Origin of the sequence: Photorhabdus sp. RW14-46 (genome assembly GCF_963887965.1) — a bacterium.
GTDB classification, from domain to species: Bacteria; Pseudomonadota; Gammaproteobacteria; order Enterobacterales; family Enterobacteriaceae; genus Photorhabdus; species Photorhabdus laumondii.
Genome location: NZ_CAWPHH010000004.1, coordinates 165,123 through 187,980, shown reverse-complemented (window position 1 = coordinate 187,980; position 22,858 = coordinate 165,123). Strand labels below are relative to the sequence as shown.

20 protein-coding genes are annotated in these 22,858 nt (G+C 41.1%); 10 read left to right on the top strand and 10 right to left on the bottom strand.

Features of this window, described 5'->3' with window-relative positions; all coding sequences use genetic code 11:
• Window positions 1–14: 14 nt before the first annotated feature.
• From AACQ38_RS05635 to AACQ38_RS05615, 5 genes are all read right to left on the bottom strand, one after another.
• Window positions 15–2,036, bottom strand: coding sequence for a TonB-dependent hemoglobin/transferrin/lactoferrin family receptor (locus tag AACQ38_RS05635; RefSeq protein WP_011146854.1), 2,022 nt, complete (start codon window positions 2,034–2,036; stop codon window positions 15–17).
• A gap of 89 nt (window positions 2,037–2,125) precedes the next feature.
• Window positions 2,126–2,323 carry a hemin uptake protein HemP gene (gene hemP, locus AACQ38_RS05630; RefSeq protein ID WP_011146853.1) on the bottom strand — a complete coding sequence of 66 codons (198 nt, stop codon included), beginning with the start codon at window positions 2,321–2,323 and terminating at the stop codon, window positions 2,126–2,128.
• Window positions 2,324–2,495: 172 nt separating this feature from the next.
• The gene (locus AACQ38_RS05625) at window positions 2,496–3,542 is read right to left on the bottom strand and encodes a 3-deoxy-7-phosphoheptulonate synthase (protein WP_011146852.1); all 1,047 of its coding nucleotides are present in this window, start codon (window positions 3,540–3,542) and stop codon (window positions 2,496–2,498) included.
• 141 nt (window positions 3,543–3,683) lie between these two features.
• On the bottom strand, window positions 3,684–4,565 hold the full coding sequence (ppsR, locus tag AACQ38_RS05620; protein WP_165577637.1) for a posphoenolpyruvate synthetase regulatory kinase/phosphorylase PpsR: 882 nt from the start codon (window positions 4,563–4,565) through the stop codon (window positions 3,684–3,686).
• Between the two features lie 38 nt (window positions 4,566–4,603).
• Entirely contained in the window at window positions 4,604–4,768 is a 165-nt protein-coding gene (locus AACQ38_RS05615) for a hypothetical protein (RefSeq protein WP_165577636.1), read from the bottom strand.
• Between the two features lie 134 nt (window positions 4,769–4,902).
• Here AACQ38_RS05615 and ppsA point away from each other — a divergent pair, with 134 nt between their 5' ends.
• A complete protein-coding gene (ppsA, locus tag AACQ38_RS05610) occupies window positions 4,903–7,281 on the top strand; it encodes a phosphoenolpyruvate synthase (RefSeq protein ID WP_165577635.1) in 2,379 nt (792 codons plus the stop codon).
• Between the two features lie 444 nt (window positions 7,282–7,725).
• Here ppsA and ydiK read toward each other — a convergent pair whose 3' ends face one another.
• Window positions 7,726–8,835, bottom strand: a complete 1,110-nt coding sequence (gene ydiK, locus AACQ38_RS05600) for an AI-2E family transporter YdiK (RefSeq protein ID WP_165577634.1) — start codon at window positions 8,833–8,835, stop codon at window positions 7,726–7,728.
• Window positions 8,836–9,191: 356 nt separating this feature from the next.
• On the opposite strand from ydiK, the gene ydiJ reads away from it, so the two are divergent.
• The 4 genes from ydiJ to AACQ38_RS05580 all read left to right on the top strand — a co-directional run bounded on the left by ydiJ (window position 9,192) and on the right by AACQ38_RS05580 (window position 14,532).
• A complete protein-coding gene (gene ydiJ, locus AACQ38_RS05595) occupies window positions 9,192–12,251 on the top strand; it encodes a D-2-hydroxyglutarate dehydrogenase YdiJ (RefSeq protein WP_011146848.1) in 3,060 nt (1,019 codons plus the stop codon).
• A complete protein-coding gene (gene menI, locus AACQ38_RS05590; protein ID WP_011146847.1) occupies window positions 12,248–12,664 on the top strand; it encodes a 1,4-dihydroxy-2-naphthoyl-CoA hydrolase in 417 nt (138 codons plus the stop codon). The genes ydiJ and menI overlap by 4 nt, the downstream gene beginning before the upstream one ends.
• A gap of 180 nt (window positions 12,665–12,844) precedes the next feature.
• Complete coding sequence (locus AACQ38_RS05585) at window positions 12,845–13,453, top strand: hypothetical protein (protein WP_445260616.1); 609 nt, start codon at window positions 12,845–12,847, stop codon at window positions 13,451–13,453.
• Window positions 13,450–14,532: a DUF262 domain-containing protein gene (locus tag AACQ38_RS05580; RefSeq protein WP_165577632.1), complete on the top strand. Its 1,083-nt coding sequence runs from the start codon at window positions 13,450–13,452 to the stop codon at window positions 14,530–14,532. The genes AACQ38_RS05585 and AACQ38_RS05580 overlap by 4 nt, the downstream gene beginning before the upstream one ends.
• A 378-nt stretch (window positions 14,533–14,910) precedes the next feature.
• On the opposite strand, the gene AACQ38_RS05575 is transcribed toward AACQ38_RS05580, so the two are convergent.
• From AACQ38_RS05575 to AACQ38_RS05560, 4 genes are all read right to left on the bottom strand, one after another.
• Window positions 14,911–15,063, bottom strand: coding sequence for a hypothetical protein (locus tag AACQ38_RS05575; RefSeq protein ID WP_158538198.1), 153 nt, complete (start codon window positions 15,061–15,063; stop codon window positions 14,911–14,913).
• A 124-nt stretch (window positions 15,064–15,187) separates the two neighbouring features.
• Window positions 15,188–15,346 (bottom strand): Hok/Gef family protein, encoded by a 159-nt coding sequence (locus tag AACQ38_RS05570; protein WP_071824117.1) that lies wholly within the window; start codon window positions 15,344–15,346, stop codon window positions 15,188–15,190.
• A gap of 546 nt (window positions 15,347–15,892) precedes the next feature.
• Window positions 15,893–16,051 (bottom strand): Hok/Gef family protein, encoded by a 159-nt coding sequence (locus tag AACQ38_RS05565; protein WP_071824117.1) that lies wholly within the window; start codon window positions 16,049–16,051, stop codon window positions 15,893–15,895.
• 528 nt (window positions 16,052–16,579) lie between these two features.
• Window positions 16,580–16,738 (bottom strand): Hok/Gef family protein, encoded by a 159-nt coding sequence (locus tag AACQ38_RS05560; RefSeq protein WP_071824117.1) that lies wholly within the window; start codon window positions 16,736–16,738, stop codon window positions 16,580–16,582.
• 884 nt (window positions 16,739–17,622) lie between these two features.
• Between AACQ38_RS05560 and sufA the strand changes: the two genes are divergently transcribed.
• The 5 genes from sufA to sufS are packed head-to-tail and all read left to right on the top strand — an operon-like array spanning window position 17,623 to window position 22,827.
• Entirely contained in the window at window positions 17,623–17,991 is a 369-nt protein-coding gene (gene sufA, locus AACQ38_RS05555) for a Fe-S cluster assembly scaffold SufA (protein ID WP_011146844.1), read from the top strand.
• 12 nt (window positions 17,992–18,003) lie between these two features.
• Window positions 18,004–19,500: a Fe-S cluster assembly protein SufB gene (gene sufB / locus AACQ38_RS05550; protein ID WP_165577631.1), complete on the top strand. Its 1,497-nt coding sequence runs from the start codon at window positions 18,004–18,006 to the stop codon at window positions 19,498–19,500.
• Between the two features lie 57 nt (window positions 19,501–19,557).
• The gene (sufC, locus tag AACQ38_RS05545) at window positions 19,558–20,304 is read left to right on the top strand and encodes a Fe-S cluster assembly ATPase SufC (protein ID WP_165577630.1); all 747 of its coding nucleotides are present in this window, start codon (window positions 19,558–19,560) and stop codon (window positions 20,302–20,304) included.
• Window positions 20,279–21,592, top strand: a complete 1,314-nt coding sequence (sufD, locus tag AACQ38_RS05540; protein WP_165577629.1) for a Fe-S cluster assembly protein SufD — start codon at window positions 20,279–20,281, stop codon at window positions 21,590–21,592. The genes sufC and sufD overlap by 26 nt, the downstream gene beginning before the upstream one ends.
• Window positions 21,589–22,827: a cysteine desulfurase SufS gene (gene sufS / locus AACQ38_RS05535; RefSeq protein ID WP_058588583.1), complete on the top strand. Its 1,239-nt coding sequence runs from the start codon at window positions 21,589–21,591 to the stop codon at window positions 22,825–22,827. The genes sufD and sufS overlap by 4 nt, the downstream gene beginning before the upstream one ends.
• Window positions 22,828–22,858: the final 31 nt, after the last annotated feature.

Below are 22,858 nucleotides of genomic sequence, written 5' to 3'. Positions count from 1 at the left end.
ATACATTTATTTAATTACCACTGGTAACTGACGAACAGTTTGGCATTGCGGCCATCCTGCGGTGTTCCCTGTGGTGAGTAGTATTCTTTATCAAAAGCATTACCTAAAACTGCCGTAGTAGTCACACCTTTGAGCATTCCTTCACCTTGATAGCTGACATAGAAATCATTAACGCCATAACCTGCCTGTTGTTTAGGATCTCTACCTCTAGCATCTTTACCTTTGAAGTCAGTATGATTGGTGAATTGACCTACCCAGCCGACAGAGAAACCGGTTTGTGCAATAGGGATTTCCAGTATGCTAGTGATAGTATCTGGGCTGAGGTTATCAAGAGATCCACCGCTTTTTTCATCTTTACCTTCTGTGCGGTTGTAAGCCAGTTCCCAAGAGAACAGATTGGATTCATAGTTTATGGAAGCATCCCATCCCCAGATCTTGGCGCTGGATATATTAACAGATGTTGTGTTCCTTCCTCGGTTGACTATATCTGACTTAATATAATCTTTGGCTTTAGTATCAAAGTAACTCGCTTTAAATTTCAGCTCGTCGTTATCTGCTAGTAGATCATTGAAACGTAATCCAAAACCAGACTCCCACGTTTCGTTGCTTTCTGGGCGGAGATTTGGATTAGGGGTCCAGAAGTTTCCAGGATAGTGCATAGAATCGTTATACATTTCTCCCATTGTCGGTGCACGGAAAGCTTGAGCGTAAGAGGTAAACAGCATCGACCAGTCAGTTGGTGTGATACTGATAGCCCCTTTGGAAGACCATTTATCGGCGCTGACAGCCTCATCTTTAGAATTGTTTCCTTTATAGTTGTCATAGCGCGTACCCGCGACAATAGAGACTGGCAGGTCGCGCAGCGTTATCTCATCTTGTAACCAGCCGGAATAAAAGCGGATATCCGCGTCAGGAAAGCTATCTGTATTACCATCTGGGGTCTGTTTCTGTTTGTAAGTTTCACCACCGTAAGTAAATTGATGTGCCAGCGGGCTGTCTGTCCACAGGCGGGAGCGGTTTTCCAATTTTACGCCATAGGTTTTCTGTTTACGGCCTTCGAAACCCTTCGCCTTAGTACGAGCATTAATAGTGATATCGGAATAATAGAGGTCAGTTTTGGCATTTAACCAATCATATTCTGCTGGATTTAATTGGTAGCTGAGTTGGGCATCACGTTGAGTTGTCGTGCGGTCAGTCCAAGTGCTAGGATTTTTATTTTTTCCGGTGAGTGTTTGTGGATTTTTAGGTTGATTAGCCTCATTACGGTAATAGCGTAATTGACTGCTCAGGGACTGGTTGTCATCAATTTTCCAACTGCCTTTTGCCATTAAGTTACTGATAAATTCATCATTATCGCCAACCACACCACCACCGTGACGGATGTTACCTGAATCACGGGTACTGAAGGCAAATACACCATCCAAGGATTCCGATTTTGCAAAAGTTGCACCACCAAAACCCATACTATGGTCACCTGTTGCACCGCGAGCAAAAACGCGGAATCCGTGATCTTGACCCGCTTGCAAAAGGTCTGCGGCATCGACAGTTTGATAAGCGATCACACCGCCTAAGGCACCACTGCCGTAGAGTAGGGCAGAAGGGCCGCGTACAACTTCGACTTGTTTAATGAGTGCTGGGTCCAGGAACGTACCATTGATATGGCCGGTATCGGTACCTTGGCGAATACCGTCAATCAACGTCAAAACACCTTTTGGACCGTAACCACGCAGACTAACATCTTGCCCATTAGCACGGTTTATACCGGCTATATTAATGCCGGGTATTTTTTTGATGAGATCGTTAGCATTACCGGCTGTCTGACTTTGTGGTGACTGACTATTTATCACCGTTACCATCATGGGAGCTTCGAAACTGTCCCTTTCATTGCCTGTGGCATAAACCGTTATCACCTCGCGGGATGATTTATCACTGTTAGCATCGGGCGATTTTGTTGCTGCATAAACAGCCGGAATGTTACTGATAATTGCCAAGCTTAATGCTGATAATTTGAGTGTTGATCTTGCAGATTGAGACATCAGGCGAATCTCCATAATAATATTTTATGAGTTATGGATATAGCTGGCTGCCCCGATACGTGATCTGGGTGGCTGGCTGAGTTATTATTTTATTTAGTTAGTATCAGCTTACCGGCTTTAGTTTGGCGCAATTGGTAGAATTCTCCTTGGTGAAGAATTCTGGTAATTCCTAGCTCACCTAATAGTTGTTTACTGTCAATGTAGTCAATTTCTACAATTTCAGCAGGATAAGTGTTGCATTGTTTTTTAAGTGCAATGCAAGAATGTTGGTGACATATTTTAGTCATAAAACCACTTTGCGAATACTAACTATTATCATAGTGAGAATTATTATCGTTATATAAAGAGGTGACTTCAAGCAATATTTTTGGTGGTCAGGAGCAACACATTAATAAAATTTAATTAATGTGTTGTCAGTTAGCCTCTTATGAATGAAAAAGGCTAACTCGGAATAAGGATTCAGAAACGGTAACTTACTGCTTCGGCGAGAATGTCAATAAGCTGTTCTGTATCTTGCCAGTTTAGACAAGGATCGGTGATCGATTGACCGTAATTTAGCGGTTGTCCCTGAATGACTTGCTGGGTGCCTTCAACCAGAAAACTTTCAACCATTACACCGACAATAGCGGTAGAACCCTCTTGAATCTGGTGACCCACCTCTTTTGCTATAGTCAGTTGGCGTTTATGAATTTTTTGACAATTACCATGACTGAAATCGATAACTAAATGTTCTGGTAAATTAAATTCACGTAGTTGAGTACAAGCTGTAGCAATATCTTTGGCACTGTAATTAGGCTGTTTGCCTCCACGCATAATAATGTGGCCGTATGGGTTGCCTTCGGTTTGATAGATGGTCATCTGACCGCGCTTATCCGGCGAGAGGAATGTGTGACAGACCCCGGCTGCGCGGATTGCATCTATGGCGATACGGATGTTGCCATCCGTTCCATTTTTAAAGCCAACTGGACAGGAGAGGGCAGATGCCATTTCTCGGTGAATCTGGCTTTCTGTTGTTCTGGCTCCGATCGCGCCCCAACTGATCAGATCGGCAATATATTGGCCGGTCACCATATCCAGAAATTCGGTTGCTGTGGGTAAACCCAACTCATTGACATCAACCAATAATTTCCGGGCCAAAGTAATACCCCGATTTACCTGGCAAGAACCGTCGAGATAGGGGTCTGAAATTAAACCTTTCCAGCCCACCACTGTGCGTGGTTTCTCAAAATAGGTGCGCATAATAATTTCCAGTCTGTGCTGGTATTTTTCACGTAATCTGTTCAGTCGCTGAGCATAATCTAAAGCAGCATCAATATCATGAATAGAACAAGGACCGATGATTACCATAAGCCGTGGATCATTCCCGCTGAGAATATCGGCAATACGTTTCCGTGACGCTGTCACATTATTGACGATTTTTTCGGATACAGGAAATTGAATTGCAAGAGTTTGAGGTGTGACTAAACTATCGACACGGTGAGTCCTTAAACCATCTGTTTTGTACATATATTTTCTCAAAGTTCGTTTCACATTAGCAGGCATATCTATAGATAATGGAAATTACAATAAACGAAAACGGCTAAGTTAAACAAATGATATAATTAGTCATATGATAAATTTTTTTCCATTATTCCTATTGATATATTTTTAAAACATTCGGCGGTTTAGCTTCATCATGTCGATTATTTTGGTTGAGATTTCTTCAACAGAATAATTGGTGGTGTTAAGATAATTAATCTTATTCTTACGGAATAAAGCTTCAACTTCGGAAATTTCTATTCTACATTGCCTCAATGATGCATAACGGCTATTTTCTCGACGTTCTTCCCTAATAGCTGCCAGCCGTTCAGGGCTTATAGTTAAACCGAATAACTTATGTTGAAATTGTTTTAATGTCGCAGGTAATTGTAAATTGTCCATATCATCCGCAGTAAAAGGATAATTTGCAGCCTGAATACCAAATTGCATGGCTAAATAGAGGCTGGTGGGTGTTTTCCCACAGCGGGATACGCCCAATAAGATAACCTGTGCCTGGTCAAGGTTACGTAAAGAGATACCATCATCATGTGCCAGGGCATAATCAATAGCTGCTATACGCGCATCGTACTGGCTGAGATTCTTTTCAGTCAGACCGTGAGTGCGATTAAGTTCGGGTTTTGGCTCTAACCCGGTTTCTTGCTGTAATGGGGCGACCAGTGTTTGTACAATGTCCTGACAAAATCCTTCGCTACTGGTAATAATATTTTTCACTCCAGAAGAGATAATAGAATAGAAAACTAAAGGTCTTATCCGCGTATCCTGATATATCTGATTTATTTGTTGCTTTATTTCTTCTGCGCGGGTTTCACTGGCAACGAAAGGAAGAGTATAAGAAGTTATTTTGATGGGAAATTGTGATAAGACAGCATGGCCCAATACTTCTGCGGTAATTGCCGTACCATCTGAAATAAAAAAGACAGTGCGTTCAATGCCTTCAACACTATTACGACCATTACGTTCTGCTGATGTTTCTAATCTGAATTTTGCCATGATATTTACAGTGACCTTTTATCTTTCCAATCGTTTAGTTAAATGAAACCGAGAGTCGATTTTCTGCAAAGTATACCTAAGAAAAAAATAATGTGTTGGGTTGATCGATTCACCTTTCTATGTGTGCGAAAACATTGTGTTAGTCTATACCCGTCATCTTTCAAGTTGCCTCTTTGTTGGCTGCACTCACTCACCCCGGTCACATAGTTATCTATGCTCCCGGGGATTCGCTCCCTTGCCGTCGCGATGCATCTTGAAATCCATAAGGTATATTTGTGACTGCTCTATGCAGTGCTAATTTCCCGATTTGTACCCAAATGCTAAAAGGATTGTTTTAATGCCCAATAATGACCTCACCCCGCGTAATGTGCTTTGGTATAACCAATTAGGTATGCATGATATTGACCGGGTTGGTGGTAAAAACGCCTCCTTGGGAGAAATGATCACTCACCTGTCAGAGTTGGGGGTTTCTGTCCCGAATGGTTTCGCCACGACAGCACAGGCATTTAATGATTTCTTGGAACAAAGTGGTGTCAATCAGCGTATTTATGACTTGCTGGATGAAACGGATGTTGATGATGTCAATCAACTGGCTAAAGCAGGTGCACAAATTCGCCAATGGGTGATTGATACGCCATTTACGTCACAACTGGAAAAAGATATTCAGGATGCTTATCAACAGTTGTCTGAAGGAGAGCCTGAAGCCTCTTTTGCTGTACGTTCTTCGGCAACGGCTGAAGATATGCCTGATGCCTCTTTTGCCGGGCAGCAGGAAACTTTTCTAAACGTGCAAGGCATTGATGCTGTGATGGTTGCCATCAAGCATGTGTTTGCTTCATTGTTTAATGATCGCGCTATTTCCTATCGTGTCCATCAGGGATATGACCATCGAGGAGTTGCACTATCAGCGGGTGTACAACGTATGGTGCGTTCTGATCTCGCTTCTTCCGGTGTGATGTTCACTATTGATACTGAATCAGGGTTTGATCAGGTTGTTTTTATTACCTCTGCTTACGGATTGGGCGAGATGGTTGTTCAGGGCGCGGTGAATCCGGATGAGTTCTATGTTCATAAATCAACTCTGAATAAGGGTAAACCAGCAATCGTGCGACGCAATCTGGGTTCTAAAAAACTGCATATGATCTATGCTGACAATAAAGAACATGGCAAGCAGGTACGTATCGAAGATGTACCAGCATCACAACGCAATCGTTTCTCTTTAGCTGATGAAGAAGTTGAGGCATTGGCGCGTCAGGCGTTATTAATTGAAAAACATTATGGCCGACCAATGGATATTGAATGGGCTAAAGATGGTCATAATGGCAAGTTATACATTGTTCAGGCGCGTCCTGAGACTGTCCGCTCAAACCAGCAGGTTATGGAGCGTTACCAACTGAATGAACAAGGTCAGGTATTGGTGGAAGGACGTGCCATAGGCCATCGTATTGGTGCAGGTCGAGTAAAAGTTATTCACAACTTGAATGAAATGGATCGCATCCAACCGGGTGATGTTTTGGTCACTGATATGACTGATCCGGATTGGGAGCCTATTATGAAAAAAGCGGCTGCGATTGTAACTAATCGCGGTGGCCGGACCTGTCACGCAGCGATTATTGCCCGTGAATTGGGCATTCCCGCGGTTGTTGGATGCGGTGATGCAACGGAACGTTTGCAAGAGAATCAGTCGGTGACAGTTTCCTGTGCGGAAGGTGATACGGGTTTTGTTTATCAGAATCAACTGAATTTTACTGTACAAAGTTCCCAAGTCGATCAGTTACCGGAACTTGATGTAAAAATTATGCTCAACGTCGGTAATCCAGATCGTGCATTTGATTTTGCCCGTTTGCCGAATGATGGCGTAGGTCTTGCTCGTTTGGAGTTTATTATTAATCGGATGATTGGTGTACATCCCCGTGCATTACTGGAGTTTGATCAGCAAACTCCTGAGTTGCAGCAAGAGATAAAATCGCTGATGGCTGGTTATGACAACCCGGTTGAGTTCTATGTTGGGCGTTTGACGGAGGGGATTGCCACTCTGGCGGCTGCATTCTGGCCGAAACGGGTGATTGTCCGTTTGTCTGATTTTAAATCCAATGAATATGCCAATCTGGTGGGGGGTGACATTTATGAACCTGATGAAGAGAACCCTATGCTAGGTTTCCGTGGTGCAGGGCGTTATGTTTCTGACAGTTTCCGTCGCTGTTTTGCATTAGAGTGCGAAGCCGTTAAACGTGTACGTAATGATATGGGGTTGACCAACGTTGAAATTATGATCCCGTTCGTTCGTACGGTAGCGCAGGCTGAAGCAGTGATTGCCGAACTGGCATCCCAAGGGTTGAAGCGCGGTGAAAACGGATTGAAAGTCATTATGATGTGCGAGATTCCGTCCAACGCAATTCTGGCAGAACAGTTCCTTGAACATTTTGATGGTTTCTCTATTGGTTCTAATGATATGACTCAACTGACGCTCGGTTTGGATCGGGATTCTGGGGTGGTATCTGAACTATTTGATGAACGTAATGATGCGGTCAAAGCTCTGCTCTCATTGGCTATCCAAGCGGCTAAGCGTCAAAACAAGTATGTAGGAATTTGTGGTCAGGGGCCTTCAGACCATCAGGATTTTGCTCATTGGTTGATGGAAGAAGGGATTGATAGCCTGTCATTAAATCCAGATACCGTTGTAAAAACTTGGTTAGGATTAGCGAAAGTGAGTTAATTGAGAATAATACTCGATTGAAACTAAAGGCTCGTCAAAATAATGGCGGGCTTTTTAACAACTTGAGTCGTTAATTATAGTTCTACGGGAAAGTATAAAAATAGCGAAAAAAAAAGCCTATCATGGGCGTGATAGGCAAGGACTACACACAGCAATATAGGCGTTTCTAACAAGTAGAACCATCAAAAGGAGAAATAAACGTCTCGTTCATAGCCCACTTATATTAATTTAGTTAAATAGTTTATTCATTAAGAATTGTCCTAATTTCAGTATTATTTACGGCTAAAATGAGCCAAATTTAACGATTTTTTAACAATTTATTCACAATAATGATATTTAATAAATCAGCACCTCAGAAAAGTGAGAAGTTTTATTAAAATTATGCTTTAGCGAAAGAGCTAACACTCTTTCGCTATATAAGTCAGAATTCATTATCATAAAAATTTATTCTGAAAATTTCTGTTCCAGATATTTTTCAGTTTCGGCTAAATCATTTTCAGGTTCTGGGACTTCATTCATCCATGCGATTAATAAACGGTAAGCAACGGCTAATACAACGGGGCCGATAAATAAGCCAATCATGCCAAATGAGAGTATTCCACCAATAACGCCTATTAATATCAGCGCCATAGGTAAATCTGCGCCCAGACGGATTAAAAATGGGCGAAGAAATCCATCCATTGTCGTTACGATACAGCTCCAGACCAGTAGCACGGTTCCCCAGGTTGTATCACCTGTCCAATAAAGCCAGGCAACAGCGGGAACTAAAATCAGTAATGGGCCGAGTTGAGCGACGCAACAGACAAACATGAGTACTGTCAACAACGTAGCATAAGGAATGCCCGAAACAGCCAAGCCAAGACCACCGATAATGGCTTGGACCAATGCGGTAACCACCACGCCGAGCGCGACGGCACGGATGGATTGTGCTGCCAACAGGATGGCGGCATCTCCGCGTTTATTTGCCAGGCGAATGGCAAAATGGCGAATACTCATCGTCACCTGTTCGCCTTTTAGATATAAGAGCACGCTGAATAGCACCATCAAACAGAGATGGAATACAAAACGCCCGGCATTTGCCGCTTGAGTAAAGAACCAGGTTGCTGCTTCTCCAACATAAGGCTGGACTTTAGCTATCAGAACATTGCCACCGTCAGTAATAAGTGAGTTCCAAGCGCTGTAAAGTTTATCGCCAACCAGAGGGATACTATTCAGCCAGGTCATTGTCGGTATTTGAAAATGAGAGGGGGATTTAGTCCACTGGATTAATGGCGCGCTGTTTTCCAATAAGCTACTAACCAGTAATGCGATAGGGATCACGAATAATAGAATTAGCAGTAGCGTCATGATGGAGACCGCAATCCAGCGTTTACCCCACAAACTGTCCTGTAGTTTTTCTAATAATGGCCAGGTGGCGATAACAACCATGCTGGCCCAGACAAAACCGAAGATAAAGGGTTTTATCACCCAAAAGCTGGTAACAATTAACAGTGACAGGAAAATTAAAGTAAATAATAGTTTTGGCAGGTCATAATACGGTTGAGATTTGTCCATAAGTTAATTTCTCTCAGGGAGTTAGTGGCGCTAAGGTGCTAAAGATAATGAATAAATAGGATGTTATCTATACCTGTTATCTTTCAAGTTGCCTCTTTGTTGGCTGCACTCGCTCACCCCGGTCACATCGTTTGCTATGCTCCCGGGGATTCACTCCCTTGCCGTCGCGATGCATCTTGAAATCCATAGGGTATATAGGTTACTCAAAATAGGTGAATATTATGATAAGGTAAACGCTTGCCTTATCAGACAAATCAGTTAACGGTAGTAAATGGTTACGGCTGATTAAGGCATTGATTCAAAGATAGTATAAATGGAGCAATGTGGACACTCATTTTAAAAGGGTCAAAACGATAATGATCCCACGCATATCACAAGCACCGCACGTCAGTGAGGTGGCGCAGAAGTTCTTGGATACATTGAAGGAACAAGGATTTACCGGAGATGTTGCCAGTAGTTATGCCGATCGTCTGACAATGGCGACAGATAACAGTATCTATCAACTCTTACCACAGGCTATCGTTTTCCCTCGATCCAGTGCAGATGTGGTTTTACTGGCTCGTGTCGCAGGTGAAAAAGAGTATCAGAATTTGACATTTACGCCACGCGGTGGCGGTACAGGCACAAACGGCCAGGCGCTTAATGACGGCATTGTGGTGGATATGTCCCGTTATATGAATCGCATTCTTGAGATTAACCCGGCGCAAGGTTGGGTCAGAGTTGAGGCGGGGGTGATTAAAGACCAACTGAATCAATATTTGCGTCCATATGGTTATTTCTTTTCACCGGAGCTTTCAACCAGTAACCGTGCAACATTGGGCGGCATGATTAATACTGACGCATCCGGTCAGGGTTCATTAGTTTATGGTAAAACTTCTGATCATGTTCTTAGCCTACGGGCAGTTCTATTAGGGGGGGAATTACTTGACACCCGCGCTATGGATATAGTCCAGGCGGAATCGATTGCGCAAGAGGATTCGGTTACCGGTCGCATTTATAACACGGTGCTTAGCCGCTGCCGTGAACAACGTGAACTTATCGTTGAAAAATTCCCCAAACTTAATCGCTTTTTGACCGGTTATGATTTGCGCCATGTGTTCAGTGATGACATGCGGAAATTTGATTTAGGTCGTATCTTAACTGGTTCAGAAGGAACGCTAGCTTTTATTACCGAAGCGGTTTTGGATATTACCCCGTTGCCAAAAGTCAGGCGATTGGTGAATGTGAAATATGATTCATTTGATTCTGCACTGCGTAATGCTCCTTTTATGGTGGAGGCAAAGGCATTATCGGTTGAGACCGTGGATTCCAAAGTGCTGAATTTGGCGCGTGAGGATATCGTCTGGCACTCAGTTAAGGAATTGATAACGGATATTCCTAACAAAGATATGCAGGGGTTGAATATTGTTGAATTCAGTGGCGATGATCAGCCTTTGATAGACCGGCAAGTAGAAACACTTTGCCAGCGCCTTGATGAACTGATGGATGGCAATCAAGCTGGGATTATTGGTTATCAAATTTGCCGAGAGTTAGCTGATATTGAGCGTATTTATGCAATGCGCAAGAAAGCAGTTGGCTTGTTGGGTAACAGTAAAGGTGCGGCGAAACCCATTCCTTTTGTAGAAGATACGTGTGTACCGCCACAGTATCTCGCTGATTATATTGTGGAATTCCGGCAGCTATTGGATAGCCATCATCTTAATTACGGTATGTTTGGTCATGTGGATGCGGGGGTGCTGCATGTTCGGCCGGCGCTGGATATGTGTGATCCTCAGCAAGAGATACTGATGAAACAGATTTCTGATGAAATTGTCAGTCTCACCGCACGTTATGGTGGTTTGTTGTGGGGAGAGCATGGTAAAGGATTTCGAGCTGAATACAGCCCGGCATTTTTCGGTAGCATCTTGTATGAAGAATTACGCCGAATTAAGGCTGCCTTTGACCCAGATAACCGTTTGAATCCGGGCAAAATTTGTCCGCCGATGGGGGTTGATGCCCCTATGATGAAAGTCGATGCTGTTAAGCGAGGAACGTATGATCGGACAATTCCGATAAATGTCAGGAATACATTCCGTGGTGCTATGGAGTGTAATGGGAATGGGCTCTGTTTTAATTTCGATGTAAAAAGCCCGATGTGTCCATCAATGAAAGTGAGTCAGCAACGTATCCATTCACCGAAAGGACGCGCGACACTGGTGCGTGAATGGCTGCGTCTTTTAACTGAACAGGGGGTAGATCCGACGTTACTGAAACAGGGATTAGAACAAAAACGACCAAGTTTGCGTGGGTTGATTGAGAAGACTCACAATAGTTGGCAGGCATGGCGTGGGGAGTATGACTTTTCTCACGAAGTGAAAGAGGCAATGTCGGGTTGTCTGGCATGCAAAGCTTGCTCAACGCAGTGCCCGATTAAAATTGATGTTCCGTCATTTCGTGCACGTTTTCTTGAGTTATATCATGGCCGCTATTTTCGCCCTTTACGTGATCATATTGTGGCGAGTGCGGAAAGCAGTACACCATTAATGGCTAAGGTCCCTCGGGTCTTCAATTTCTTCCTGAAACAACCGTGGATACAAGAATTGAGTCGCCGGACTATCGGCATGGTGGATTTACCCTTGTTATCCAGCCCGACGCTGCCCCAACAACTGGCGGGTCATTATGCACTTTCGACCACACTGGAACAGCTTGAAAAAATGGAACAGGCTCATCGTGACGAACATGTGTTGATTGTTCAGGACCCGTTCACGAGCTATTACGATGCTAAAGTTGTGGCTGATTTTGCCTATTTGGTAGAAAAATTGGGATATAAACCCGTATTGCTGCCATTTTCTCCAAACGGTAAAGCACAACATATCAAAGGCTTCTTATCCCGTTTTACTAAAACGGCCAAAAAGACGTCAGACTTTCTGAACCGGGTTGCTGAGTTGGGTATTCCAATGGTGGGTGTTGATCCAGCGCTGGTGCTGTGCTACCGGGACGAATATAAAGAAATTTTGGGAGAACAGCGTGGAAAGTTTGAGGTTCAGCTTGTTCATGAATGGCTGATTAATACCTTACCGGAGAAAAGTGACCATGAAGAAAAATCCGGTGATAAATGGTATCTATTTGGACATTGTACCGAAGTGACTATGCTACCGGGCAGTAGTCAACAATGGGGAAAAATTTTCCATCGGTTGGGTAGCAAGCTGGATAATATCAGTGTAGGCTGCTGTGGCATGGCCGGAACCTATGGTCATGAAAACAAAAACATAGAACACTCTATTGGTATCTATAAGTTATCCTGGCAACCTGCCTTGCAGAAATTACCATTGGAGCGTTGTTTAAGCTCCGGTTATTCCTGCCGCAGTCAGGTTAAGCGGATAGAAGGGCAAGTACTTAAGCATCCGTTGCAAGCTTTATTGGAGATAATCCCATGATTTGGAAACGTGATATTGGACTGGATAGCCTGAATCAAGTAAATAGCCAATGTATGATGGGCCATCTGGGCATAAAAATCACGCATATCGGTGATGACTATATCGAAGGCACAATGCCGGTTGATTATCGCACACGTCAACCATTTGGTTTATTGCATGGCGGGGCATCTGTTGTGCTGGCAGAATCACTCGGTTCTTTAGCTGGGTATCTCTGTTCCGAAGGTGAGAAAAAAGTTGTTGGGCTGGAAATCAATGCTAACCATATTCGGTCGGTTCGTAGTGGTGAAGTGAAAGGCGTATGTAAACCTCTTCATATTGGCCGCAATCACCAGGTGTGGCGAATTGATATTTTTGATGAGCGGCAACATTTGTGCTGTACCTCTCGGTTAACCACATCAGTTTTGCCTGGATAAAATGAAGGTAGGTTATTTAATAGAAAAATAACCTACTTATTAAGTGAAATGGTTATTTATTTACGTATTAAATTTAATTGTGATAATCCTCCAAGAAATAGATTTTTTATAGATATTATTGATGTTTTTATAATATTATTATTTGTACAAATTGTGTTTTCATATATCTTATAAAATTAAATGTTAACTGAAACAGAAATGGCAGATTATATGAGAGGGATTGATGTTGGTATAGATAATAATATTCCACATCATGAAATAGTGAGGAAAATATATTTATGCTATCCAACACATGTTTTTCATAGTAATGAAGAGCTACAATATGAAATATTTAATCAGATTAGCTCTAAATTTTGCATACCATTTTCGTCAATACATGTTGTTGGATCTGCAAAAATTGGTCAAAGCATATATAAATCTTCTATGTTCTCTCCAGGAGATTCTGATTTAGATATTGCGATTATTAGTAATGAGTTATTTATTAGGTACTCGGAAATTGTTTTTTATAAAACAAAAGGATTTCAAGATATAAGAGACTTTCCTCAAGATAGAGAGAATAATAGAAGTAAATTTGCACAATATAAAAATTGTATTTCTAAAGGAATATTTAGGCCGGATTTAATGCCGTATTGCCCTGAAAAAGAAGATTGGTTCTCATTTTTTAACAAGTTGTCTCAAAATTATAGATGTTTATTTAAATCTATAAATGCTGGCATATATCAATCACAATGCTTTTTTGAAATTAAACAATCTGATATAATTGAAAAATATAGAGAGGGGGTAATATGATAGATTATAGAGTTCGCTCAGTTTCTTTACTAAATTTAGTGAATGATATTCGTAGTAAAAAATTAATACCTGACGCATATTTTCAAAGAAATTTGGTTTGGCGAGAAACACATAAAGTAGATTTTATTGATACAATATTGTCTGGTTATCCTTTTCCTCAGATATTTATATCGAAAGGGAAAATTGATGTAGATAGAATGATAACAGTTTCTTGTATTGTTGATGGACAGCAAAGAACAAATGCGATAATGGAATTTATTGATGATAAATTTCCTGTGAGAAATAAATACTTTAATGAATTAGATGGTGATGAAAAAGCTAATTTTCTAAAGTATGAAATAGCAGTCATTGAGCTTGATCTTGAAAATGACGATCCTAAGGTTAATGATATATTTCAGAGAATTAATAGAACATCAAATTCTTTGACAAATATAGAAAAATTAGCATCTCAATATTCTACATCAGATTATATGCTTGTTGCGAAATTATTGACTGATCAGATCGATATATCTTGGATGGAAGATGAAGAAGCTATGTTCAAAGAAGATCCAAATATTCCTGTAGGATTTTATTCTTGGGCAAAAACTAAGGAAGTTAATAATTTTAGGAAACTAATTTTGGAGAAAGGCATTTATACATCAAGCGATTTTATTAGAAAAGTACATTTAATTCATATATTGAATATTATGTCAACGTATTTATATTCATTTTTTCATAGGAATGAAAAAACATATGATTATTTGAATAGTTATTCTTATGTGTTTGAAGAAAAAGACGAGCTTATTGATAATTTTGAAAAAACAGCTTATATTATATTAAAAATGAAATTTACTAGTAAATCCTATTGGTTGAATAAAGCTAATTTTTTTACTTTATTCTTGTCTATTGTAAGTAATGTTAGAAATAAAAATATTATAAATATATCCTTACTTAAGGAAAAACTGAATTATTTTTCAGATCATCTTCCTGATGATTATAAATTGGCGGCTAGTGAGGCTGTTAATGATAAAAAAGAAAGACAGTTAAGGGCTGTATATATAGATAAAATAGTTTCTGAATGTGTTAGCTGTCAGCTTTGAACTATTTTTTTTAAAGCGGCAAGGCTTCCTAATTATTATTTGGCTGATTGTTATTTTAATCCGGAGGATAAATTATTCTCCGGTATATTTTAAACCCTATCTTAAATCATGCCTCTTTATGAACTTTTTGTGCTTTTATTTTACGCTAATAAGTAAAATATAGCACAATTGATCAAACTAATAATTTATAGATAAAAGTTACCTTTTGCGGTAATTGAATTGAGTTATGATAACCTTTAAGAAGTATATTTATGGAGCTTGTGGGTGTTTTTATAATATTATGGGTTGTTTGATTGTATATGTCTGATGAATAGAAATGGTGAATTATCTTAAAAGAATTAATACTGTAATAGGGAAAGATCTAATTGAAAATTCTTACTAAAATCTATAAATGCTGATATACCCGTTATCCTTCAAGTTGCCTCTTTGTTGGCTGCGCTCACTCACCCCGGTCACATCGTTATCGATGCTCCAGGGGATTCGCTCCTTTGCCGTCGCGATGCATCTTGAAATCCATTGGGTATATATCAATTAATGCTAAAGTTTCAGTGACTGTAATTATGTTTAATTCCGATTAAATATGAAGGGTGCCTGAGAACCAAGTCATAACAACATCTAAAAGGGCGGGAGTAAAAACCTCCCGCCTAAGGTTGCCTTACCTGTCGCTGGATTCGTAAGCCATGATTGCCGCAACCTCTGTATTACCTCGTTTGATATGGAGTTTACAGATTGAACCCCTTGTTATCCACGTGAATATGAGTAATGTCACACAAATAATGATCAAACTAAATATTGCGATTTTTTGCGGCTTCATAGCCTTCTCTCCTTGCTTTTTGTCAGGTAAGAGGCTAGCCTTATGTTGCTGATACATAGGAGTAGCCTCATTTCGATTTATAGTCGGATGGGGCTTTTCTCTTTCTGCTTGAAACATAATTCTTGCTTAGAACATAATGCTCAAGACAGAAAGTCTCAAGCACCCGGAGGCAGTATACTTTTATTCATATAAGATGCAAGATCTTGAAAATATTTATTATAGTCACGTAATACCTTCTAATTAAATTAACCAGCCAGTATAGCTATTAATAAAGAAAGGAAGGAATGTTGATGATAGAATATATAGATAAAATGGTTTCTTAATGCGTTTGATTAATTGAGTTGATTAAATAGAAAATATATAATAACAACCTCTATTTTACATCTCCGGTTAACGATGTTGCACTTATTATGTGAATCCAAGAATGCCAGAGTTTCAGTAGCTTTAATTTATGCTTAATTCCGCTTAAATATGAAGGGTGCCTGAGAACCAAGTCATAACAACATCTAAAAGGGCGGGAGTAAAAACCTCCCGCCTAAGGTTGCCTTACCTGTCGCTGGATTCGTAAGCCATGATTGCCGCAACCTCTGTATTACCTCGTTTGATATGGAGTTTACAGATTGAACCCCTTGTTATCCACGTGAATATGAGTAATGTCACACAAATAATGATCAAACTAAATATTGCGATTTTTTGCGGCTTCATAGCCTTCTCTCCTTGCTTTTTGTCAGGTAAGAGGCTAGCCTTATGTTGCTGATACATAGGAGTAGCCTCATTTCGATTTATAGTCGGATGGGGCTTTTCTCTTTCTGCTTGAAACATAATTCTTAAGACAGAAAGTCTCAAGCACCCGGAGGCAGTATACTTTTATTCATATAAGATGCAAGATCTTGAAAATATTTATTATAGTCACGTAATACCTTCTAATTAAATTAACCAGCCAGTATAGCTATTAATAAAGAAAGGAAGGAATGTTGATGATAGAATATATAGATAAAATGGTTTCTTAATGCGTTTGATTAATTGAGTTGATTAAATAGAAAATATATAATAACAACCTCTATTTTACATCTCCGGTTAACGATGTTGCACTTATTATGTGAATCCAAGAATGCCAGAGTTTCAGTAGCTTTAATTTATGCTTAATTCCGCTTAAATATGAAGGGTGCCTGAGAACCAAGTCATAACAACATCTAAAAGGGCGGGAGTAAAAACCTCCCGCCTAAGGTTGCCTTACCTGTCGCTGGATTCGTAAGCCATGATTGCCGCAACCTCTGTATTACCTCGTTTGATATGGAGTTTACAGATTGAACCCCTTGTTATCCACGTGAATATGAGTAATGTCACACAAATAATGATCAAACTAAATATTGCGATTTTTTGCGGCTTCATAGCCTTCTCTCCTTGCTTTTTATCAGGTAAGAGGCTAGCCTTACGTTGCTAGGCATAGGGGTAGCCTCATTTCGATTTATAGTCGGATGGGGCTTTTCTCTTTCTGCCTGAAACATAATGCTTAAGACAGAAAGTCTCAAGCACCCGGAGGCAGTATACTTTTATTCATATAAGATGCAAGATCTTGAAAATATTTATTATTGTCATGTAATACCTTCGAATTAAATTAACCAGCTAATAAAGCTATTAATAAAGAAAGGAAGGCGTGTTGAAAATGGAATATACCCGTCATCTTTCAAACTGCCTCTTTGTTGGCTGCACTCACTCACCCCGGTTACATCGTTATCTATGCTCCCGGGGATTCGTTCCCTTGTCGTCGCGATGCAACTTGAAATCCATAGGGTATATATAGATAAAATTGTTTTTTAATGCGTTTGATTAATTTACTCAATTAAATAGAAATGCTATTTCTATATATTATGATCATAATGACAATCTCTATTTTGCATCTTCGGCTAACTATGTCAATTTTATCTGGTTGGCTGCTATTTTCATACTGGGAAAGGAACTATTTTCCCGTATATCTGAAAGTTCACATCAAATAGTGTTTCTGATGAACTTTTTGTGCTTTTATTTTACGCTAATAAGTAAAATATAGCACAATTGATCAAACTAATAATTTATAGATAAAACAATAAATTAAAGATATACCTTCATGTGAAATGAACATAAATCATCGTATTTGTATAAAATTTGGGCTGATCAAGGTATATCCTCTTAAAACAAATGGTTGAAGTGATAAAGGTTATCATTACCATTATACAGGAGGAGAGCACTCCGATAACGGCGGCAAGAATAGCTATAGAATAAATGTGAGGTCAACTATGACAAACAGTGTTGAAACCTTTTCTCTGAATGAAACCGCATGGCAAGGAATCACCATCACCGCGAGAGCCGCAGCGCAGATCTTAAAGTTGATGCAGCAAAACCCACAAAGCAAAGGGTTATATCTGGGGGTTAAGCAATCGGGATGTGCCGGCTTTGGCTATGTGTTTGAGATGGTTAACGATCCCGCACCTGATGATCTGAGGTATGAAAATGAAGGCGCGTGTCTATATGTTCCTCTGAAGGCAATGCCATTTATTGATGGGACTGAAGTGGATTTTGTTCGTGAAGGCTTAAATCAGATATTTAAATTCAATAATCCAAAAGCACAACATGCCTGTGGGTGTGGTGAAAGCTTTGGTATATAAGTGTACCAATATATGTCTCAGAGCAATGTAGAAATCAGTGATGATGTGCAGACTTGGCTCAGCGATCATCGCTATAAAGAAGGCTTCTTTACTCAGGTAGTGACGGATGAGCTAGCCAAAGGTTTGAGTGAAGATGTTGTGCGGGCTATTTCCGCAAAACGCAATGAGCCCGAATGGATGCTTGAATTTCGGTTGGAGGCTTATCGCCATTGGTTAGGAATGGAAGAACCCCATTGGTTGAAAGCGAATTATCCTAATCTTGATTACCAGGACTACAGTTACTATTCAGCACCTTCATGCGGTGCTTGTAGTGATAGTTGCAATTCACAATCTGGTGCTGTTCAAGGGACAGGGTCGGAGCAAGCTAATAGCTATTTAACCGCGGAAATTGAAGAAACATTTGATAAGTTGGGTGTTCCTGTACGGGAAGGTGAAGCTGTTGCGGTAGATGCTATTTTTGACTCCGTCTCTGTTTCAACGACCTATCGGGATAAGTTAGCGAAAGAAGGGATTATTTTCTGCTCATTTAGTGAAGCGATACAGGAATATCCCGGATTGGTCCGTAAATACCTCGGCAGTGTGGTTGCAAGCCACGATAATTTTTTTGCCGCGTTGAATGCCGCAGTGGCTTCTGATGGTACTTTTGTTTATGTGCCAAAAGGCGTCCGATGTCCAATGGAACTGTCCACCTATTTTCGTATCAACGCGGCGAAAACGGGCCAATTTGAGCGTACTATCCTGATTGCTGATGAAGGCAGTTATGTCAGCTATATAGAAGGGTGTTCTGCACCGGTGCGTGATAGCTATCAGCTTCATGCTGCTGTTGTCGAAGTGATTATCCATAAAGATGCCGAAGTGAAATATTCCACTGTCCAGAACTGGTTTTCCGGTGGTGACAGTGCTGGGGGAATTCTCAACTTTGTCACTAAAAGGGCATTATGTGAAGGCGAAAATGCCAAAATGTCTTGGACTCAATCGGAAACAGGTTCCGCAATTACTTGGAAATATCCCAGTGTGATCTTGAAAGGGGATAATTCGATTGGCGAATTTTTCTCCGTGGCTTTGACTAACGGTACTCAGCAGGCAGATACCGGTACCAAAATGATCCACATTGGCCGTAATACCAAATCGACCATCATTTCAAAAGGCATTTCTGCTGGCCGTAGTCAGAACAGTTATCGTGGGTTGGTTAAAATATTGCCGGGAGCAGAAAACGCCCGTAACTATACCCAATGTGACTCCATGTTGATTGGTACAGAATGTGGTGCACATACATTCCCTTATGTGGAAGTACAGAACAATACGGCGCAACTGGAGCATGAAGCGACAACCTCCCGCATTGGTGAGGATCAATTGTTCTATTGTTTGCAACGTGGCATCAGTGAAGATGATGCGATTTCTATGATTGTTAATGGGTTCTGTAAGGATGTGTTCTCTGAACTTCCCCTTGAATTTGCCGTTGAGGCACAAAAATTGCTGGCGATCAGCCTTGAACACAGTGTCGGATGAGTTTTCCCTGTTTCCCTTTTTTATGACAGAACGTTAAGTCGTTCGAAGGCATGTAATATGTTAAGTATTAAAAACTTACGAGTCAGTGTTGAAGGTAATGAAATCCTAAAAGGATTAAATCTTGACGTTAAACCGGGTGAAATTCATGCCATTATGGGGCCGAACGGTTCCGGTAAAAGTACATTATCAGCAACGTTAGCTGGCCGTGAAGAGTATGAAATCGATGATGGTGAAATCACTTTTAAAGGAAAAAATTTACTTGGATTTGAGCCAGAGGAGCGAGCTGGTGAGGGGATTTTCCTGGCGTTTCAATATCCGGTGGAAATTCCGGGTGTCAGTAATCAATTTTTCCTGCAAACCGCAGTGAACGCTGTCCGCCAATATCGCCATCAGGAGCCGCTGGATCGCTTTGATTTTGCCGATTTTATCGAAGAAAAAATTGAATTGTTAGATATGCCACCGGATTTGCTGACACGTTCAGTTAATGTTGGTTTTTCCGGTGGTGAGAAAAAACGTAACGATATTCTACAAATGGCCGCGCTGGAGCCGACACTTTGTATTCTGGATGAAACAGATTCAGGGCTGGATATTGATGCATTGAAAATTGTGGCTAATGGTGTGAATTCTCTACGTGCTCCAAATCGTTCATTCATTATTGTGACCCATTACCAACGTATTTTGGATTATGTGAAACCTGATTTTGTGCATGTGCTTTATCAGGGAAGAATAATTAAATCCGGTGATTTCAGTCTGGCGAAAAAGTTGGAGGAGCAAGGTTATGGCTGGCTTATTGACCAACAGTGAACGAACTGAAAAGGTGCGGCAAGTTGCAGAACGTAACCAGCAAGCATTAGCACGTTTTGCTGATTTGTACCACTGCCGTCATGGTGAGGATTCATTTCATGCCAGTTTGCATTGGCAGACAGCCATTAAAACCGGTTTTCCTCAATTCAGACATGAAGATTGGCGTTATACGCCGCTGGATAAATTGTTAAATCAGCAATACAGCAGCAAAACTTGGGAATTGACAGTAGCACAATGTGAACAGCTAGCGATTTCAATGGATTGTTGGCGTGTCGTGATGGTGAATGGTTGTTTTTCACCGTTACTGAGTTCCTGTGAATTTGGGCCATATCAGCTCAGTTTACTGGATAACAAAAGTGGGCTTCCGGCACCGATACAGGGTGAGATTTTTCTGCATTTGACAGAGAGTTTGGCCCAACAGCCTTTGGTTATTACGTTAAAGGCTGGGCAAGTGGCAGAAAAGCCCCTTTACTTGCTGAATATAACCAGTAGTCACTGTAGTGAAGCGTTGAATAGCAGTCATTACCGCTACCACATTGCTGTAGGCACGAATGCGAGCGCCAGCGTGATTGAACATTTCGTCAGTATTGATGGGCAACAACCTCATATGACAGGAGGCCGATTAACCGCGGAAGTGGGGGATAATGCTCATTTCACCCATATAAAACTGGGGGTTGAGAACAGCGCAAGCTATCACTTTGCCCATAACGATATTGTGATTGGTCGTGATGCTCAAGTAAAAAGTACCAGCTTTTTATTAGGCTCAGGGCTTGGCCGACACAATACCAGCGTTAAGTTGAATGGCGAAGGGGCCAATTTGTCGTTGAACAGCTTACTGTTGCCGCAAGGAAAAGAGGTTGCCGATACGCGTACTTATTTGGAACATAATAAGGGACATTGTGAAAGCCGTCAGTTGCATAAAACCATTGTGATGGATCAGAGCAAAGCGGTATTTAACGGCATGATTAAAGTGGCTCCTCACGCATTGAAAACCGACGGACAAATGACCAATAACAATTTGTTGTTAGGCAAACAAGCAGAAGTGGATACCAAACCCCAACTGGAAATTTACGCTGATGATGTGAAATGCAGTCATGGTGCGACTGTTGGTCGGATAGATGAAGAGCAACTGTTTTATCTGCAATCACGCGGTATCAGCCGACGCGATGCAGAGCATATGATGGTATTTGCTTTTGCTGCGGAGCTGACTGAATCTATTGAAGATGAATCCCTGAAGGCTATTGTTATGAAACACATTAAGCACCGTTTAGCGAGAGTGGAAAGATGACTTTTTCTGTAAAAAAGGTGCGGCAAGATTTCCCGGTATTAACTCAACAGGTTAATGGGCATCCACTGGTTTATCTTGATAGTGCTGCTAGTGCTCAGAAGCCGGTTTCGGTTATTGAACGAGAAAGTGAATTTTGTTTGCACCAGTATGCGGCAGTTCACCGGGGAATTCATACCCTGAGCTCTGCGGCTACTCGAATGGTTGAAAATGTGCGCTACCAGATAGCGCAATTTATTCATGCTCAAAGTCATGAAGAAATTGTCTTCGTCAAAGGTACGACGGAAGGGATTAACCTGATTGCTAACAGTTATGGCCGCAAGTTTATCAATAATGGCGATAATATTGTTATTACTGAAATGGAACATCACGCCAATATCGTTCCGTGGTATATGCTGGCAGAACAGATTGGGTTTGAAATTAGAGTATGGCCATTGAATGAGAATGGCGAATTGGATCAAGCAATTTTAGCTTCTTTGATTGATTCACGGACTAAATTGCTTTCTTTTACTCATCTCTCTAATGTGCTTGGCACCGTGAATCCTGTACGTCAAATCATAAAACAGGCAAGAAAACTGGCTGATGAGCAGGAAGGGCGGTTACATATTCTGGTCGATGGCGCTCAGGCCATTATGCATAAGCAAGTTGATGTGCAGGATCTGGATTGCGATTTCTATGTTTTTTCCAGTCACAAATTATATGGCCCAACAGGCATTGGTGTGCTTTATGGGCGCAAATCCCTGCTGGATGCTATGCCACCTTGGGAAGGGGGTGGCGCGATGATAAAACAGGTCAGCCTGCAAAAGGGGATAACCTATGCGGAACCACCGTGGCGATTTGAGGCGGGAACCCCAAATATTACGGGAATTATTGGGCTTGGTGCTGCTGTCGATTATGTCACTTCACTTGGGCTGGATGAAATTCAGCAGCATGAACAGGCACTGATGGATTATGCAATGGCACGGCTGAAAGAGGTCAAAACCCTGAAATTGTATGGTCCTGAGCAACGTCAGGGGGTTATTGCTTTCAACCTTGGCCGACATCATGCTTATGATGTGGGAAGTTTCCTCGACCAATATGGGATAGCGATCCGTACCGGGCATCATTGTGCCCTTCCTGTGATGGAACATTATCACGTTTCCAGTATGTGTAGGGCCTCATTGGCGATTTATACTACGCAAGAAGATATTGATGCACTTGTTGTTGCATTGCAGCGAATAGAACAGTTACTGGGTTGAGTAAGGTATAGCTCGAAAGAGTGATAAGGAA

Bases quoted from the DNA above. Each gene is read 5' to 3' on its own strand.
- AACQ38_RS05635 (WP_011146854.1), bottom strand. From the start codon at position 2,036: ATGTCTCAATCTGCAAGATCAACACTCAAATTATCAGCATTAAGCTTG.
- hemP (WP_011146853.1), bottom strand. From the start codon at position 2,323: ATGACTAAAATATGTCACCAACATTCTTGCATTGCACTTAAAAAACAA.
- AACQ38_RS05625 (WP_011146852.1), bottom strand. From the start codon at position 3,542: ATGTACAAAACAGATGGTTTAAGGACTCACCGTGTCGATAGTTTAGTC.
- ppsR (WP_165577637.1), bottom strand. From the start codon at position 4,565: ATGGCAAAATTCAGATTAGAAACATCAGCAGAACGTAATGGTCGTAAT.
- ppsA (WP_165577635.1), top strand. From the start codon at position 4,903: ATGCCCAATAATGACCTCACCCCGCGTAATGTGCTTTGGTATAACCAA.
- ydiK (WP_165577634.1), bottom strand. From the start codon at position 8,835: ATGGACAAATCTCAACCGTATTATGACCTGCCAAAACTATTATTTACT.
- ydiJ (WP_011146848.1), top strand. From the start codon at position 9,192: ATGATCCCACGCATATCACAAGCACCGCACGTCAGTGAGGTGGCGCAG.
- menI (WP_011146847.1), top strand. From the start codon at position 12,248: ATGATTTGGAAACGTGATATTGGACTGGATAGCCTGAATCAAGTAAAT.
- AACQ38_RS05585 (WP_445260616.1), top strand. From the start codon at position 12,845: ATGTTAACTGAAACAGAAATGGCAGATTATATGAGAGGGATTGATGTT.
- AACQ38_RS05580 (WP_165577632.1), top strand. From the start codon at position 13,450: ATGATAGATTATAGAGTTCGCTCAGTTTCTTTACTAAATTTAGTGAAT.
- AACQ38_RS05570 (WP_071824117.1), bottom strand. From the start codon at position 15,346: ATGAAGCCGCAAAAAATCGCAATATTTAGTTTGATCATTATTTGTGTG.
- AACQ38_RS05565 (WP_071824117.1), bottom strand. From the start codon at position 16,051: ATGAAGCCGCAAAAAATCGCAATATTTAGTTTGATCATTATTTGTGTG.
- AACQ38_RS05560 (WP_071824117.1), bottom strand. From the start codon at position 16,738: ATGAAGCCGCAAAAAATCGCAATATTTAGTTTGATCATTATTTGTGTG.
- sufA (WP_011146844.1), top strand. From the start codon at position 17,623: ATGACAAACAGTGTTGAAACCTTTTCTCTGAATGAAACCGCATGGCAA.
- sufB (WP_165577631.1), top strand. From the start codon at position 18,004: ATGTCTCAGAGCAATGTAGAAATCAGTGATGATGTGCAGACTTGGCTC.
- sufC (WP_165577630.1), top strand. From the start codon at position 19,558: ATGTTAAGTATTAAAAACTTACGAGTCAGTGTTGAAGGTAATGAAATC.
- sufD (WP_165577629.1), top strand. From the start codon at position 20,279: ATGGCTGGCTTATTGACCAACAGTGAACGAACTGAAAAGGTGCGGCAA.
- sufS (WP_058588583.1), top strand. From the start codon at position 21,589: ATGACTTTTTCTGTAAAAAAGGTGCGGCAAGATTTCCCGGTATTAACT.